A 14,833-nucleotide genomic window follows, 5' to 3' on the forward strand; every position below is an offset into this window, starting at 1 on the left:
GGACCGGTCGGGTGCGGCTCACCCGGGGGGCTGGCCGGGGCCCGGCGGCCGGTCGGGTGGGACCGGGCCGAGCCGGAGCGTCACCTGGTCCCAGACGGCGTGGGCCAGGTGGGCCTTGGAGCCGTGGCCCACCTCCACGGCGGCGCCGTCGGCGGCCAGGACCACCGCGTCGTTGTCGGGGCTGCCGAAGACCGCTCCCCCGCTGACGTCGTTGACGACGAGCAGGTCGCAGCCCTTGCGGGTCAGCTTGGCTCGCGCCAGGTCGAGCACGCCGGCGTGGGCGTCGCCGGTCTCGGCGGCGAAGCCGACCACGACGCCGGGCCGGGTCGGACCGACGGGTCGGGCGGCCACCTCGCGCAGGATGTCGGGGTTCTGCACCAGCGCGATCGGCGGGGCCGCGCCGTCGTCGGCCTTCTTGATCTTCGCCGTGCTGACCTCGGTGGGCCGGAAGTCGGCCGGGGCGGCGGCCATGACGAGCGCGTCGGCGCCCTCCGCTGCGGCCAGGACCGCCTCGCGGAGCTGGGCCGTCGTCTCCACGCGCACGACGCGGGCTCCCGCGGGGTCGGGCAGCGTGGCGTTGGCGGCCACCAGCGTCACCGAGGCCCCCCGCGCCACGGCGGCGCGGGCCAGGGCCCAGCCCTGGAGGCCCGAGGAACGGTTGCCGAGGAAGCGCACGGGGTCGAGCGGCTCGCGGGTGCCGCCGGCGGAGACGACCACGCGGCGACCGGCGAGGTCCTGGGCCGGCGCGCCGTCGCCGCCGGAGCGGGCGAGCACCTGCACGCAGGTCTCGAAGATCTCGCCGGGGTCGGGCAGCCGGCCCTTGCCGGTGTCGGCGCCGGTGAGGCGACCCTCCGCCGGCTCCAGCACCAGCACGCCGCGCGAGCGCAGCGTCGCGACGTTGGCCACGGTGGCGGGGTGCTCCCACATCTCGGTGTGCATCGCGGGGGCGAGCACCACCGGGCAGCGCGCGGTGAGCAGCGTGTTGGTGAGCAGGTCGTCGGCCAGGCCGTGGGCGGCGCGCGCCAGCAGGTCGGCGGTGGCGGGGGCGACCACGACGAGGTCGGCGGACTTGCCGATGCGCACGTGGGGCACCTCGTGGACCGAGGTCCACACGTCGCTGGCCACCGGCTTGCCCGACAGCGCCGACCACGTGGGGGCGCCGACGAACTCCAGCGCCGCGGCGGTGGGGACCACGGTGACGTCGTGGCCCGACTCGGTGAGCCGGCGCAGCAGCTCGCAGGCCTTGTAGGCCGCGATGCCGCCGGCGACGCCGAGGACGACGCGAGGCCGCTCCCCGTCGTGGGGGGCGGCCTCGTCGGTGGTGCTGGTGCTCAGGGGAGGATCACTCGTCGCCGGGCGCGAAGGACGCGTCGAGGGCGGCGGCCTTGGCAGCGGCCTCCTCGGCGGCGAGCTCGGCCGGGTCGACGTCCTCGCAGGTCAGCAGGTCGTCGTTGATCTCGCGCAGCGCGATCGACAGCGGCTTCTCCTGCACGTGGGTCTCCACGAGGGGGCCGACGTACTCCAGCAGGCCCTCGCCGAGCTGGGAGTAGTAGGCGTTGATCTGGCGGGCGCGCTTGGCGCTGTAGAGGACCAGCTTGTACTTGCTGTCGGTCTTGGTGAGCAGGTCGTCGATCGAGGGGTTGGTGACGCCCTCGGCGGCGATGTTGGGAGCAGACACGCGGAAGCCTCGCTGGGGTTGGAACGGGTCAGGGCCGGTCGGGCCGTGACGGCTCCTGCTGGAGCATCATCAAGGTTACCAAGTCGTCGGCCGCAGCGTGAACTTCATGGTTGACCACGGTGACGTCGAACTCGGGCTCGGCGGCCAGCTCCTCCTGCGCGGTCTCCAGGCGCCGCTCCCGCTCCTCGGCGGTCTCGGTGCCCCGACCGACGAGCCGGCGCACCAGCTCCTCCCACGAGGGGGGCTTGAGGAAGACGAAGAGGGCCTGCGGCATGGTGCGGCGCACCTGGCGCGCGCCCTGGAGGTCGATCTCGAGCATGGCCGGCCGACCGGCGGCCAGCGCCTCCTCGACCGGTCCGCGCGGGGTGCCGTAGCGGGCCCGCTTGTGGACCACGGCCCACTCCAGCAGCTCGTCCTCGGCGACCATGCGGTCGAAGGCCTCGTCGGAGACGAAGCGGTAGTGGACCCCGTCGACCTCGCCCGGGCGGGGCGCCCGGGTGGTGGCCGAGACTGAGATCCACACGTCAGGGTGCATCTCGCGCACCGCGGCGGCCACGGTGCCCTTGCCGACGGCGGTGGGGCCGGCGAGCACGAGCAGCCGCGTGGGCGGGCCGGCGGGGGTGCCGGAGGGGGTGCCGGCGGGGTTGGAGGTGGAGGGATCGGGGGGCGTGGCGGCGCTCACGTGGCGTCTCGGGGGCCGAACTCGCGCTCGAGCGCGGCGACCTGCTTGATGCCCAGCCCGCGCACCCGGCGGCTCTCGGCGATGCCGAGCCGCTCCATGACCTGGCGGGCGCGCACCTTGCCCAGCCCCGGCAGCGACTGGAGCAGGTCGACGACCCGCATCTTGCCGATCACCTCGTTGGTGCTGCCCTCGCGCAGCACGTCGACGATGGAGGCCCCGGAGTTCTTCAGCCGGTTCTTCACCTCGGCCCGCTCACGGCGCGACGCGGCGGCCTTGTCGAGAGCGGCCTGACGTTGCTCGGGCGTGAGGGGAGGGAGAGCCACGGGTGAGAGGTCCTTGATCGACGCGACGGTGGAGGGGGCCAGGGTCAATCTAGTCAGAACTCTCAGACGGCGGCAACGAGGGGCGGCTGACCCCGGGCCGCACGCTGTGCCCACGGGCTCCCGTCGACCCGCTCACAGGTAGAGCGGGGTCTGGCACACGTCGCGCACCTGCTGCTCCACGCTGGCCAGGGCCTGCACGGTGGCCGGTGAGGCCAGGTCGTCGGCGGCCGCGGTGATCCGGGCGCGGTCGTCGTCGGAGAGTCCGTCGGGGGGCTCGTCGGGGTCGTAGTCCTCGGGGGCGACGTCGGCGGTCTCCAGCGCGTCGCGCAGCGCCTCGAGCCTGCCCACCACCTGCTGCCACTCGTCGGCCACGTCGTCGGGGGCACTGGCCTGGAGCGCCTCGAGCTCGGGCAGGACGCCGATGAGGGCGCCGGGCCCGCCGTCGGCGACGGCCTCGGTGATCGCCTCCTGGCTCTCCCCCACCGTCTCGCAGTAGTCCGGCTCGGCGCAGCCCGCCGCCAGGAGCGCCCCGGCCAGCGCCAGCACGAGCGGGGCGCGCGGTGCGCGCCGCGGGAGCCGTGCCGGGCGACGGCGGCGTACGACGGGGCGCGCGACGGTGGAGTGGCTCACGGCGCCGAACCTAGCCCGGAGCCCCACCGACGGCGCGGCCACGCGCTCAGCCGAGCGCGGCGAGCGCGTCGTGGGTGCGCGCGACGGCGTCGCGCAGCGCCACGGAGTCCGGGCCGGCGGCGAGGACCTCGCGCGAGGAGCTGGGCAGCACCAGGCGCGCCGCGGGGCCGAAGACCCGACGCAGGTCGGCGACCGTGCCGCCCTGGGCGCCGAAGCCTGGGGCGAGCAGGGGGCCACGCACGTCGAGGTCCTCGGTGGTCGGGTCGACGGTGGCGCCGACGACGGCGCCGAAGGAGCCCAGTCCGTCGTCGTCGACGCCGGCGTTGAGCGCACGGAGGTGGTCGAGCACGACGCCGGCCACGCTGCGGCCGTCGGGCGCCGTGGCGTGCTGCACCTCGGGGCCCTCGGGGTTGGAGGTCAGCGCGAGCACCAGGAGCCCGGCGCCGTGGGCACGGGCGGTCTCCACGAAGGGGGTCAGCGAGCCGAAGCCGAGGTAGGGGCTCACCGTCACGGCGTCGCTGGCCAGCGGCGAGGACGGGTCGAGGTAGGCCTCGGCGTAGGCCTGCGAGGTGGAGCCGATGTCGCCTCGCTTGGCGTCCATCAGCACCAGGGCACCCGCCTCGCGGGCGGTGGCGACCACGCGCTCCAGCACCGCGACGCCACGCGACCCGAAGCGCTCGAAGAACGCCGACTGCGGCTTGAGCACCGAGCAGTACGGCGCCAGCGCCTCGGTCGCCGACAGTGCGAAGCGCTCCAGGCCGGCCACGTCGTCGTCGAGCCCCCACGCGCGCAGCAGCGCCGCGTGGGGGTCGATGCCGACGCAGAGCCGGCCGCGGGCCGCCGTCGCGGCCTGCAGGCGGGCGCCGAACGGCGCGGGGGTCGGGCGGTCGGTCGGGCGGTCGGTCGGGCGGTCGGTCACGGGCGGTCTCCCGGTGCGGCGGTCGGGTCGGAGGTCGGGCCGGAGGTCGGAGCGACGGCCGGGTCGTCGGCCAGCTCCCGGACGATGCGCGCGGCCGCGGTGGGGTCGTGCAGCAGGGCCGAGCCGACCTGCACCGCCGTGGCGCCGGCGCGCAGGTGGGCGCGGGCGTCGGCCGCGGTGGCGATGCCTCCGGCGCCGACGATCTGCAGACCGGGCAGGGCCGCGCGGACCTCGGTGACGCAGCGCAGGGCGAAAGGGCCGATCGCGGGCCCGCTGAGGCCCGCGGGCCGGCCGTCGGGCATGGCCGCGGGCAGCGCGTTGCCGACCACGACCGCCGCGGCGCCGGAGTCGCGGGCCACGCGGGCGGTCTCGACCACGCGCTGCAGGTCGGGGCGCAGCTTGGCCATCACCGGCAGCCCACGGGGCAGCTCGCGCAGCACCGCGGCGATCGCCCCGCCGGCGTGGAAGGGCTCGCGCGCGTCGAGCACCCCGGCCACGACGGCGTCGGGCGCCGAGAGGTTGACCTCGATGGCGGCGACGCCGGGTGCGCTGGCCAGGCGGCGCGCCATCTCGGCGTACTCCCCCAGGGAGCGGCCGGCCACCGACACCACGACGCGCGCCCCCTGCTGCACCAGCCAGGGCAGTTCGGTGGCCAGGAAGAGGTCGAGGCCGGGGTTGGGCAGGCCGGTGGCGTGCAGCAGTCCGGCCGGCGACTCCAGCAGCCGCGGCGCGGGCCCGCCGGGGCGGGGGTCGCGGGTGAGGGTGCGGGTGACGAAGGCGCCGTAGGCCGAGAGCCCGGCCGGCCCGGAGTAGCCCGCCAGCTCGCGCCCGGTGCCGCCGCAGCCCGCGGCGACCATGACGGGGCCGGCGAGGGTGATGCCGCCCAGCGAGGTGCTCACCACGCACCGCCGGCGGGTCCGGGCAGGTGGCGGTCGGGACCGTGGCGCCGGTCGAGGTCGAGGTCGAGGTCGTCCCAGCGCACGCGGTCGCCGCGCAGCACGGGTCCGTCGACGCAGGCGCGGGCGGTGCGGGCGACGCCGTCCTCGCCGACCACCGGCACGGGGCAGCCGTGGCACAGGCCGGTGGCGCAGGTCAGCGGCTGCTCGAGGGCGACCTGGCTCCAGGCGCCGTGCTCCTCCGCGGCCAGCGCCACGGCGTGCAGCGTGGCCGCCGGGCCCGCGGCGTAGACGACCTCGGCACCCGCCCGGCGCAGCGTCTCGGGCACGACGTCGCCGACGCGCCCGCGCACGCCCACCGAGCCGTCGCCCGTGACCACGACCACCGAGCGCGCCGAGCGTCGCGCCTCCAGCGCGGAGAGCAGCCGCGGCTCGTCGGCCGCGCCGACCACGAGGCTGACCGCGCAGCCCCGCTCGCGCAGGCGCTCGGCGAGCGGGAAGAGCGGTGCCGCGGCGTAGCCCTCGCCGACCAGCACGGTGGCCACCGGCTCCTTGGGCAGGGCGAAGGGCCGGCCCAGCGGGCCGGTCACCGGGAGGCGCGCGCCGGGCTGCAGCCCCGCCAGCCAGCCGGTGCCGCGCCTCACCGGCTCCACGACGACCTGGAGCGCCAGCCCGTGCCCGCCCACCGGGCGCACCTGGTGGATCCACAGCGCACGGCGGCCCAGCAGGTGGTCGCCGAGGGTGCCGACGGAGGCGGCGAGGAAGGTGCCGGGTCGGAAGCGCTCGGCGACGCCGGGCGCGAGCAGCGTGAGGTGCTGGTAGGCGCCGACCCGCTTGGTCGCGAGCACCTCGGCCGTGGTGTGCACCGGTCCCTGCGGCGGGCTCTGGCGACCGGGCTGCGTCGCCGGCGGGACGGGGGCAGCGGGGCTCACGCGGGGGCGTCCCCGGAGCCGGCGAGAGCGCCGGCCACCCGACGGGGCCACGCCGGACCCTCGTAGACGAACGCGGTGTAGGCCTGCACGAGGTCGGCCCCGGCGGCCAGGCGGGCCGCGGCGGCCTCCGGGCCGTCGATGCCGCCGACCCCGACCAGCGTCAGGTCGTCCCCGACCCGACCGCGCAGCAACCGCAGCACCGCCTCGGCGCGCGCGGCGAGCGGAGCGCCGGAGACGCCGCCGGCGCCGAGCGCGGCGACCTCCGCGGCGGGGGTGCGCAGGCCCTCGCGGGAGATCGTGGTGTTGGTGGCGATCACCCCGTCGAGCACCTCGTCGCGCCGACCGGCCACCGCCAGGTCGGCCACGGCCAGCACGTCGTCGTCGGCGAGGTCGGGGGCGATCTTGACCAGCAGCGGCACCCGGCGCCCGGGCGTGGCACGGTCGGCGACGCGGCGTACGTGGGCCAGCAGCGGCTCGAGCCGCTCCACGGCCTGCAGCGAGCGCAGCCCGGGGGTGTTGGGCGAGCTCACGTTGACCACGAGGTAGTCGGCGTGGGGCGCCAGCAGCGAGGCGCTGCGCTCGTAGTCGGCCTCCACCGCGCGCTGGTCGTCGTCGGGCACGACCTTGGACTTGCCGATGTTGACGCCGAGGACCGGTCCGCTCCCCCGCGGCCGGCGTACGGCGCGCCGGGCCAGGCGCTCCGCCACGGCCTGCGCGCCCTCGTTGTTGAAGCCCATGCGGTTGAGCACGGCGCGGTCGGCGGTGAGCCGGAACAGCCGCGGCGCCGGGTTGCCGGGCTGGGCCAGCCCGGTGACGGTGCCGACCTCGACGTGGCCGAAGCCGAGGCCCGCGAGGGCGTCGACGCCCACGGCGTTCTTGTCGAAGCCGGCCGCGAGGCCGAGGGCGTTGGGGAACTCCAGGCCCATCGCCCGCACCGGGGCACCGGGCGACGGGAGCCGGGAGAGCAGCGGCGCCCCGGCACGGATGCCGGCGAAGCCGAGGTGGTGGGCCCGCTCGGGGTCGATGCGCGTCGCGACGTGGTCAAAGAGCAGCGCGTAGGGCTTCACCACGGGGGCCTCACCGGCCCCGCTGCGACTCGTGCTGGGTGACCTGGGCCCACTCCTGCAGGCTGCGCACCCCGATGTCGCCGCGGCGCATCGCCTCGATGCCCTGCACGGCCGCGCCGAGGCCCTGGACCGTGGTGATGCACGGGACGTTGGCCATGACGGCGGCGGTGCGGATCTCGTAGCCGTCGAGGCGGGCCTGACCGCCCCCGCCGGCGCCGTAGGGGGTGTTGACGATGAGCTGGATCTCACCGTCGTGGATGAGCTGGACGGTGGTCTTCTCCCCCTGCGGGCCCGGGCCCTCGAAGTGCTTGCGCACGACGGTGCAGGCCACGCCGTTGCGGCGCAGCACCTCGGCGGTGCCCTGGGTGGCGAGGATCTCGAAGCCGAGGTCGGCGAGCACCTTGACCGGGAAGATCATGGAGCGCTTGTCGCGGTTGGCCATCGAGACGAAGACCTTGCCCTCGGTGGGCAGCGGGCCGAAGGCCGCGGCCTGCGACTTGGAGAAGGCCGTGCCGAAGTCGCGGTCGAGGCCCATCACCTCGCCGGTGGACTTCATCTCCGGGCCGAGCACGGTGTCGACCTGGGAGCCGTCGGCGGTGCGGAAGCGGTTGAAGGGCATGACCGCCTCCTTGACCGCGATGGGCTGGTCGGGCGGCAGGCTGCCGCCGTCGCCCTCGGAGCGCAGCACGCCGGCGGCGCGCAGCGAGGCCACGCTCTCGCCGAGCATGATGCGCGCGGCGGCCTTGGCCAGCGGGGTCGAGGTCGCCTTCGACACGAAGGGCACGGTGCGCGAGGCGCGCGGGTTGGCCTCGAGGACGTAGAGGATGTCGGAGCCCAGCGCGAACTGGATGTTGAGCAGGCCGCGCACGCCCACGCCCGCGGCGATGGCCTCGGTGGCCTCGCGGATGCGGGCCACCTCGTGCTCGCCGAGGGTGATCGGGGGCAGCGCGCAGGAGGAGTCGCCGGAGTGGATGCCGGCCTCCTCGATGTGCTCCATGACGCCGCCGAGGTAGAGCTCGGTGCCGTCGTAGAGCGCGTCGACGTCGATCTCGACGGCGTCGTCGAGGAAGCGGTCGACCAGCACGGGCGCGGCGCGGCTGATGAGGCCGGCGGCGACGTACTTCTCCAGGTAGGCCTGGAGCGACTCGTCGCCGTAGACGATCTCCATGCCGCGCCCGCCGAGCACGTAGGAGGGCCGCACGAGGACGGGGTAGCCGATCTCGGCGGCGATGCGCTGGGCCTCGGGGAAGGAGGTGGCGGTGCCGTGCTTGGGGGCCACCAGACCGGCCTCGGCGAGCACCCGCCCGAAGGCGCCGCGCTCCTCGGCCAGGTCGATGGCGTCGGGCGAGGTGCCGACGATCGGCACGCCCGCGGCGGCCAGGCCCTGGGCCAGGCCGAGCGGGGTCTGGCCGCCGAGCTGGCAGATGACGCCGGCGACGGGACCCGCGGCCATCTCGGCGTGGACGACCTCGAGCACGTCCTCGAGCGTGAGCGGCTCGAAGTAGAGCCGGTCGGAGGTGTCGTAGTCGGTGGAGACCGTCTCGGGGTTGCAGTTGACCATGACGGTGTCGTAGCCGGCCTCGGAGAGCGCCAGCGAGGCGTGCACGCAGGAGTAGTCGAACTCGATGCCCTGGCCGATGCGGTTGGGCCCGGAGCCGAGGATGACCACGGCCTCGCGCTCGCGCGGCAGCACCTCGGTCTCCTCGTCGTAGGAGGAGTAGTGGTACGGCGTGGCCGCCGCGAACTCCGCGGCGCAGGTGTCGACGGTCTTGTAGACCGGGCGGATGCCGAGCGCGTGACGCACGCCGCGCACGACGTCGGCGCTCATGCCGCGGATCTTGCCGATCTGGGCGTCGGAGAAGCCGTGCCGCTTGGCCCGGCGCAGCAGGGCCGGGGTGAGCTCCTCGGCCGCGGTGACCTCGACGGCGACCTCGTTGATGAGGGCGAGCTGGTCGACGAACCACGGGTCGATGCCGGTGGCCTCGAAGATCTCCTCGGGCGTCGCGCCGGCGCGGATGGCGTCCATGACCTTGCGCAGACGACCGTCGTGGGGTGTCGCGATGACCTCGAGCAGCGCGGCCTTGTCGAGCTCGACGTGCTCCTGGTGCCAGTCGAAGACGGCGTCGGTGGACTCCAGGGAGCGCAGCGCCTTCTGCAGCGACTCGGTGAAGCTGCGTCCGATCGCCATCGCCTCGCCCACCGACTTCATGTGGGTGGTCAGGGCCGGGTCGGCGCCGGGGAACTTCTCGAAGGCGAAGCGCGGCACCTTGGTGACGACGTAGTCGAGGGTGGGCTCGAAGGAGGCCGGGGTGCTGGTGCCGTCGGGGCGGGTAGTGATGTCGTTGGGGATCTCGTCGAGGGTGTAGCCGATGGCCACCTTCGCGGCGATCTTGGCGATCGGGTAGCCGGTGGCCTTGGAGGCCAGGGCGCTGGAGCGCGAGACGCGGGGGTTCATCTCGATGACGACGAGCCGTCCGTCGCGCGGGTTGACGGCGTACTGGATGTTGCAGCCGCCGGTGTCGACGCCGACCTCGCGGATGATGCCGATGGCCATGTCGCGCATGTGCTGGTACTCGCGGTCGGTGAGCGTCATCGCCGGCGCGACCGTGATGGAGTCACCGGTGTGCACGCCCATCGGGTCGAGGTTCTCGATGGAGCAGATGATGACCACGTTGTCGGCGGTGTCGCGCATGACCTCGAGCTCGTACTCCTTCCAGCCGAGGATCGACTCCTCGAGGAGCACCTCGGTGGTCGGGCTGGCGGCGAGGCCGGAGCCGGCGATGCGACGCAGGTCGGACTCGTCGAAGGCGATGCCCGAGCCGGTGCCGCCCATGGTGAAGGAGGGCCGCACGACGATGGGGTAGCCGAAGCGCTCGACCGCGGCGAAGCAGTCGTCCATCGTGTGGCAGATCATCGAGCCCGCCACCTCGCCGCCGAGGTCCTCGACGATCCTCTTGAACACCTGGCGGTTCTCGCCGCGGTCGATGGCCTCGATGGAGGCGCCGATGAGCTCGACGTCGTACTTCTCCAGCACCCCGGCAGCGTCGAGCGCCATCGCGGCGTTGAGCGCGGTCTGGCCCCCGAGGGTCGCCAGCAGGGCGTCGGGACGCTCCTTGGCGATGACCTTCTCGACGAACTCCGGGGTGATCGGCTCGACGTAGGTGGCGTCGGCGAACTCCGGGTCGGTCATGATCGTCGCCGGGTTGGAGTTGACGAGGACGACGCGGATGCCCTCGTCCTTGAGCACCCGGCAGGCCTGGGTGCCGGAGTAGTCGAACTCGCAGGCCTGGCCGATGATGATCGGCCCGGAGCCGATGACCAGGACGCTCGTGATGTCCTCGCGCTTGGGCATGTCAGTTGCCTCCCGTGCTCGCGGCGGTGGCGGACCCGGCGGCGGGCCGGCCCCGGGACTGCATGAGGTCGACGAAGCGGTCGAAGAGGTAAGCCGCGTCGTGCGGGCCGGCCGCGGCCTCGGGGTGGTACTGCACCGAGAAGCCGAGCAGGTCGCCGTCGGGCGAGCGCAGCTCGAGGCCCTCGACGACGTCGTCGTTGAGGCACACGTGGCTCACCGAGGCCGGGCCCCAGCGGGTCGCGAACGCCTCGTCGTGGCCCACGCCCTCGGGCCAGGCCACGGCGAAGCCGTGGTTGTGGGCGGTGACCTCGACCTTGCCGGTGGTGCGGTCCATCACGGGCTGGTTGATGCCGCGGTGGCCGTAGACCAGCTTGAAGGTGCCCAGGCCCAGGGCCCGCCCGAAGAGCTGGTTGCCGAAGCAGATCCCGAAGTACGGCACGCCCGCGTCGAGCGCGGCCTGCAGCAGCTCGACCTGGCGGGTGGTGGCCGCCGGGTCGCCGGGGCCGTTGGAGTAGAAGAGCCCGTCGGGGCTCACCGCGAGCACGTCCTCGAGGGTCGAGGTCGCCGGCAGCACGTGCACCTCGATGCCGCGCTCGGCCATGCGGTGGGGGGTCATCGTCTTGATGCCGAGGTCGAGGGCGGCGACCCTCAGCCGGCGCTCGCCGACCGCGGGCACGACGTAGGCCTCGGTCGTCGAGACCTCGCCGGCCAGCTCGCTGCCGGCCATCTCGCCCGAGGCGCGCACGCGCTCGAGGAGGGCGGCGGGGTCGCTCTCGGTGGTGGAGATGCCCACGCGCATCGCCCCCCGCTCACGCAGGTGGCGGGTCAGGGCGCGGGTGTCGACGCCGGAGATGCCGACGACGCCCTGGGCGGCCAGCTCCTCGTCGAGGGTGCGGCGGCTGCGCCAGCTGCTCGGCACGCGGGCGGGGTCGCGCACGACGTAGCCCGCGACCCAGATGCGGCGGGACTCGGGGTCCTCGTCGTTGACGCCGGTGTTGCCCACGTGAGGGGCGGTCATCACGACGACCTGGCGGTGGTAGGACGGGTCGGTGAGCGTCTCCTGGTAGCCGGTCATGCCGGTGTTGAAGACGGCCTCGCCGAAGGTCTCGCCCTCGGCTCCGAAGGCCTCGCCGTGGAACGTGCGGCCGTCCTCGAGGACGAGCACCGCGGGGGCATGCGTGGGCACGCCGTACCTCCTTCTCCGCCTCACGGGACGGATCGTTAAAGGATGTTCGAGCGGCGCCGAGCCTAGCAGCGGACGGCCCGTGACCCGGGCCGGTGTCCGGGCCGTGGCGCGTCCCCCGGCTCCGGGCCGGGTCAGCGGCGCCGACCCGTGCCGCGGGTGGCGGGCGCGCTCCAGGGGTCGTCGGGCCAGGCGTGCTTCGGGTAGCGCCCGCGCAGCTCGGCGCGCACGGCGGGATAGCCGGTGGCCCAGAAGGACGCGAGGTCGGCGGTGACCGCGACCGGGCGACGGGCCGGGGAGAGCAGGTGCACCAGCACGGGCACCCGCCCGTCGGCCACCCGTGGGGTCTCGGCCCACCCGAAGGCCTCCTGCACGCGCACGGCGAGCACCGGCTGGTCCCCCTCGTAGTCCAGGCGCACCGCCGACCCGCTGGGCACCGTGAGCCGCTCGGGCGCCATCTCGTCGAGACGCCCGGCCTGCGGCCACGGCAGCAGCCGGCGCAGCGCGCCCAGGACGTCGACGCGGGCCAGGTCGCGTGCCGTGCGCACGCGGGCCAGCTCCGGGCCCAGCCAGGACTCCGCGGACTCCAGCAGCGCGGCGTCGGAGACGTCGGGCCACGGCTCCCCCACCGCGGTGCGCAGGAAGGCCAGTCGTCGGCGCAGGGCGTGCGCTGCCTCCGACCAGGGCAGGGCCGCGAGACCGTCGCGGCGCAGCCCGTCGCGCACCGCGGCCGCGACGAGCTCGGCGGGCGGCCGGGCCAGGGTGCTGCTGGCCAGCTCGACGGCCCCGAGCCGGGTCACCCGGCGGGCCCGCACCCGACCCTGCTCCCAACGCACGTCGTCCTCCTCGCGCCACACCGGCGCGGCCGCCTCGAGCGCCAGGTCCTCGTCGAGCGGGGCCGCGGAGCGGACGGTGGCGTCGCGCTGGCCCGGGCGGCGGTCGACGCCCGCCACCGCGAGCCACTCCAGCCCGCGCAGGGCCGACTCGCCCCGGCCCAGCACCGCCCCGGTGCCGCCGACCATGACGTAGGCCTCCGAGCCGGCCCGCTTGCGGGCGATCCGGTCGGGCTGGGCCAGGGCGACGACCGCGCCCACGGCGAGGTCGTCGGTCAGCGACGGGGCCGCGGCGCCGCCACCGTGGTCGGCGGGCAGGGAGGCCCGCAGCCGCTCGGCTGTGGTGCGCCACGCGGCCGAGGCCGGGCCGCCCCGGCGTACGGCACGCAGCGCTGCGACCAGGTCGCCGCCGGGGGCCCGGACGTCGTCGGCCAGGAGGGCCACCACCTCGGCGGCCCGGCGGGCCCCCACCACCGCGGCGCCGTCGAGCAGGGCCCGCGCGAGCCGGGGGTCGGCGGGCACCCCGGCGATCGCGCGCCCACGAGCGGTGACGGCTCCGGCGTCGTCGACGGCGCCGAGGCCGGCGAGGGTGGCGCGGGCCAGCGCGAGCGGACCGGGCGGGGGCGGATCGAGGAGGGCGAGGCCGGCGCCGTCGGGGACGCCCCACACGGCGAGCTCCAGGGCGAGGGCCGTGAGGTCGGCGGTGAGGATCTCCGGCTGCGGGTGGGCCTCGAGGTGGGCGTTCTCGGCCTCCGACCAGCAGCGCAGCACCGCCCCGGCGGCCTCGCGGCCGGCGCGTCCGGCCCGCTGCTCGGCGCCGGCGCGGCTCACCCGCACCGTGACCAGGCCGGCCAGACCGCGCGCGTGGTCGGTGCGCGGCTCGCGCGACAGCCCGGCGTCGACCACCACGCGCACCCCCGGCACCGTGAGCGACGACTCCGCGACCGCGGTCGACACCACGACGCGGCGGCGCTCCCCCGGGCTCAGCGCCCGGTCCTGCTCGACGGCCGGCAGGCGACCGTGCAGCGGACGGACGTCGACCCCGGCCGCGGCAGCCGCGGCCGCGAGCCGGCGCACGACGCCGTCGACCTCCGCGACGCCCGGCACGAAGACCAGCACGTCGCCCGGGTGCTCGGCGAGCGCGAGGCGGGTCGTCGCGGCCACGTGGTCGAGGAAGGCCGGGGTCACCCCGCGGTCGTCGGCGCGGCGCACGGCGGGCGGTGGCGGGCACCAGCGGCGCTGCACCGGGTGGAGCGCGCCGGGCACGTCCACCACCGGCACGGCGGTGCTGACGGCGCCGGGCGACCCCGCACCTGCGCCGCGCGGGGCGCCCTCGTCGCTGGCGTCGCCGCCGTCGTCGGCGCTGCTCTCGCTGCTGTCGCTGTCGTCGCTGTCGTCGCTGTCGTCGCTGTCGTCGCCGGGACCCTGGTGCGACGGCACAGCGCCCGTGCCGTCGGACTCGTCCGTGGGGTGGCGGGCCTCGGGGTGGTGGGCCTCGCGGTGGTGGACCTCGCGGTGGTGGACCTCGCGGTGGTCGGCCTCGCGGTGGTCGGCCTCGGGGTGGTGGGCCTCGGGGTGGTGGGCCTCGGGGCCGAGGAGCGCGGCCGTGCGGGTCGCCTCGACGGTCGCGGACATCGCCACGAGCAGCAGGTCCTCGCGCAGGTTCTGCCGGACGTCGACGAGCAGGGCGAGCGTCAGGTCACCGTCGAGGTGGCGCTCGTGCACCTCGTCGAGCACCACCGCACCGACCCCGGGCAGGTCGGGGTCGCGCTGGAGCCGCCGCAGCAGCACCCCGGTGGTGACCACCTCGACCCGCGTGGAGGGTCCGGCGCGTCGCTCGCCCCGCACCGTGTAGCCGACCGTCTCCCCCACGGGCTCACCGAGCAGGTGGGCCAGACGCCGGGCCGCGGCGCGTGCGGCGATGCGGCGCGGCTGGGTCACCACGACGCGACCGCCCCCGCCGCCCAGGAGGTCGGCGACCAGCGGCGGCACCAGGGTGGTCTTGCCGGTGCCGGGCGGCGCCTGCACCACCGCGGCGCCGTGGTCCTCCAGCGCGACGCGCAGCGCGGGCAGCCCCGCGACCACCGGGAGGTCTGGCGGGTGGGCCAGCAGTCGCCGGATCGGGTCGCTCACCGGCACAGTGTCTCGTGCCGCGCGAGCGGGACGGGCCTCCCGTCGCTCAGGCCCTCCCCGCGAGGGCCGCGCTCGGGTCGACCGCACGCTCGGCCGATCCGCGACGGCAGCCACGCCGGCTCCGCCGCACGAGGGGCCGCAGCGGTCGCGAGAGGCGGCGGCCAGCAGCCCGCGGCACGAGACCGCGTTCTGGTTGATCGAACGT

General features: G+C 75.8%; 12 protein-coding genes. All 12 read right to left on the bottom strand.

The window, feature by feature from the left end:
* Positions 1–18 precede the first annotated feature (18 nt).
* Entirely contained in the window at positions 19–1,335 is a 1,317-nt protein-coding gene (gene coaBC, locus ASF50_RS09510) for a bifunctional phosphopantothenoylcysteine decarboxylase/phosphopantothenate--cysteine ligase CoaBC (RefSeq protein WP_056904346.1), read from the bottom strand.
* A gap of 7 nt (positions 1,336–1,342) precedes the next feature.
* Entirely contained in the window at positions 1,343–1,678 is a 336-nt protein-coding gene (gene rpoZ / locus ASF50_RS09515; protein ID WP_056862795.1) for a DNA-directed RNA polymerase subunit omega, read from the bottom strand.
* A 28-nt stretch (positions 1,679–1,706) separates the two neighbouring features.
* Positions 1,707–2,276: a guanylate kinase gene (gene gmk / locus ASF50_RS09520; protein WP_056862999.1), complete on the bottom strand. Its 570-nt coding sequence runs from the start codon at positions 2,274–2,276 to the stop codon at positions 1,707–1,709.
* A gap of 80 nt (positions 2,277–2,356) precedes the next feature.
* Positions 2,357–2,683 (bottom strand): integration host factor, actinobacterial type, encoded by a 327-nt coding sequence (gene mihF, locus ASF50_RS09525; RefSeq protein WP_056862998.1) that lies wholly within the window; start codon positions 2,681–2,683, stop codon positions 2,357–2,359.
* A gap of 132 nt (positions 2,684–2,815) precedes the next feature.
* A complete protein-coding gene (locus tag ASF50_RS09530) occupies positions 2,816–3,313 on the bottom strand; it encodes a hypothetical protein (protein ID WP_056862794.1) in 498 nt (165 codons plus the stop codon).
* 46 nt (positions 3,314–3,359) lie between these two features.
* Entirely contained in the window at positions 3,360–4,232 is an 873-nt protein-coding gene (pyrF, locus tag ASF50_RS09535) for an orotidine-5'-phosphate decarboxylase (protein ID WP_056904347.1), read from the bottom strand.
* The gene (locus tag ASF50_RS09540) at positions 4,229–5,131 is read right to left on the bottom strand and encodes a tRNA-dihydrouridine synthase (protein WP_156718226.1); all 903 of its coding nucleotides are present in this window, start codon (positions 5,129–5,131) and stop codon (positions 4,229–4,231) included. The genes pyrF and ASF50_RS09540 overlap by 4 nt, the downstream gene beginning before the upstream one ends.
* Positions 5,128–6,060, bottom strand: coding sequence for a dihydroorotate dehydrogenase electron transfer subunit (locus ASF50_RS09545; RefSeq protein ID WP_156718227.1), 933 nt, complete (start codon positions 6,058–6,060; stop codon positions 5,128–5,130). The genes ASF50_RS09540 and ASF50_RS09545 overlap by 4 nt, the downstream gene beginning before the upstream one ends.
* A complete protein-coding gene (locus tag ASF50_RS09550) occupies positions 6,057–7,130 on the bottom strand; it encodes a quinone-dependent dihydroorotate dehydrogenase (protein ID WP_156718228.1) in 1,074 nt (357 codons plus the stop codon). The genes ASF50_RS09545 and ASF50_RS09550 overlap by 4 nt, the downstream gene beginning before the upstream one ends.
* Positions 7,131–7,137: 7 nt before the next feature.
* Positions 7,138–10,479: a carbamoyl-phosphate synthase large subunit gene (gene carB / locus ASF50_RS09555; protein WP_056862790.1), complete on the bottom strand. Its 3,342-nt coding sequence runs from the start codon at positions 10,477–10,479 to the stop codon at positions 7,138–7,140.
* A gap of 1 nt (position 10,480) precedes the next feature.
* Positions 10,481–11,665 carry a glutamine-hydrolyzing carbamoyl-phosphate synthase small subunit gene (carA, locus tag ASF50_RS09560; RefSeq protein ID WP_056904350.1) on the bottom strand — a complete coding sequence of 395 codons (1,185 nt, stop codon included), beginning with the start codon at positions 11,663–11,665 and terminating at the stop codon, positions 10,481–10,483.
* Between the two features lie 131 nt (positions 11,666–11,796).
* Positions 11,797–14,628 (bottom strand): ATP-dependent helicase HrpB, encoded by a 2,832-nt coding sequence (gene hrpB, locus ASF50_RS09565; RefSeq protein WP_414855737.1) that lies wholly within the window; start codon positions 14,626–14,628, stop codon positions 11,797–11,799.
* Between the last annotated feature and the right edge of the window lie 205 nt (positions 14,629–14,833).

This window comes from Nocardioides sp. Leaf307 (assembly GCF_001423135.1).
Taxonomy (GTDB): Bacteria; Actinomycetota; Actinomycetes; order Propionibacteriales; family Nocardioidaceae; genus Nocardioides; species Nocardioides kribbensis.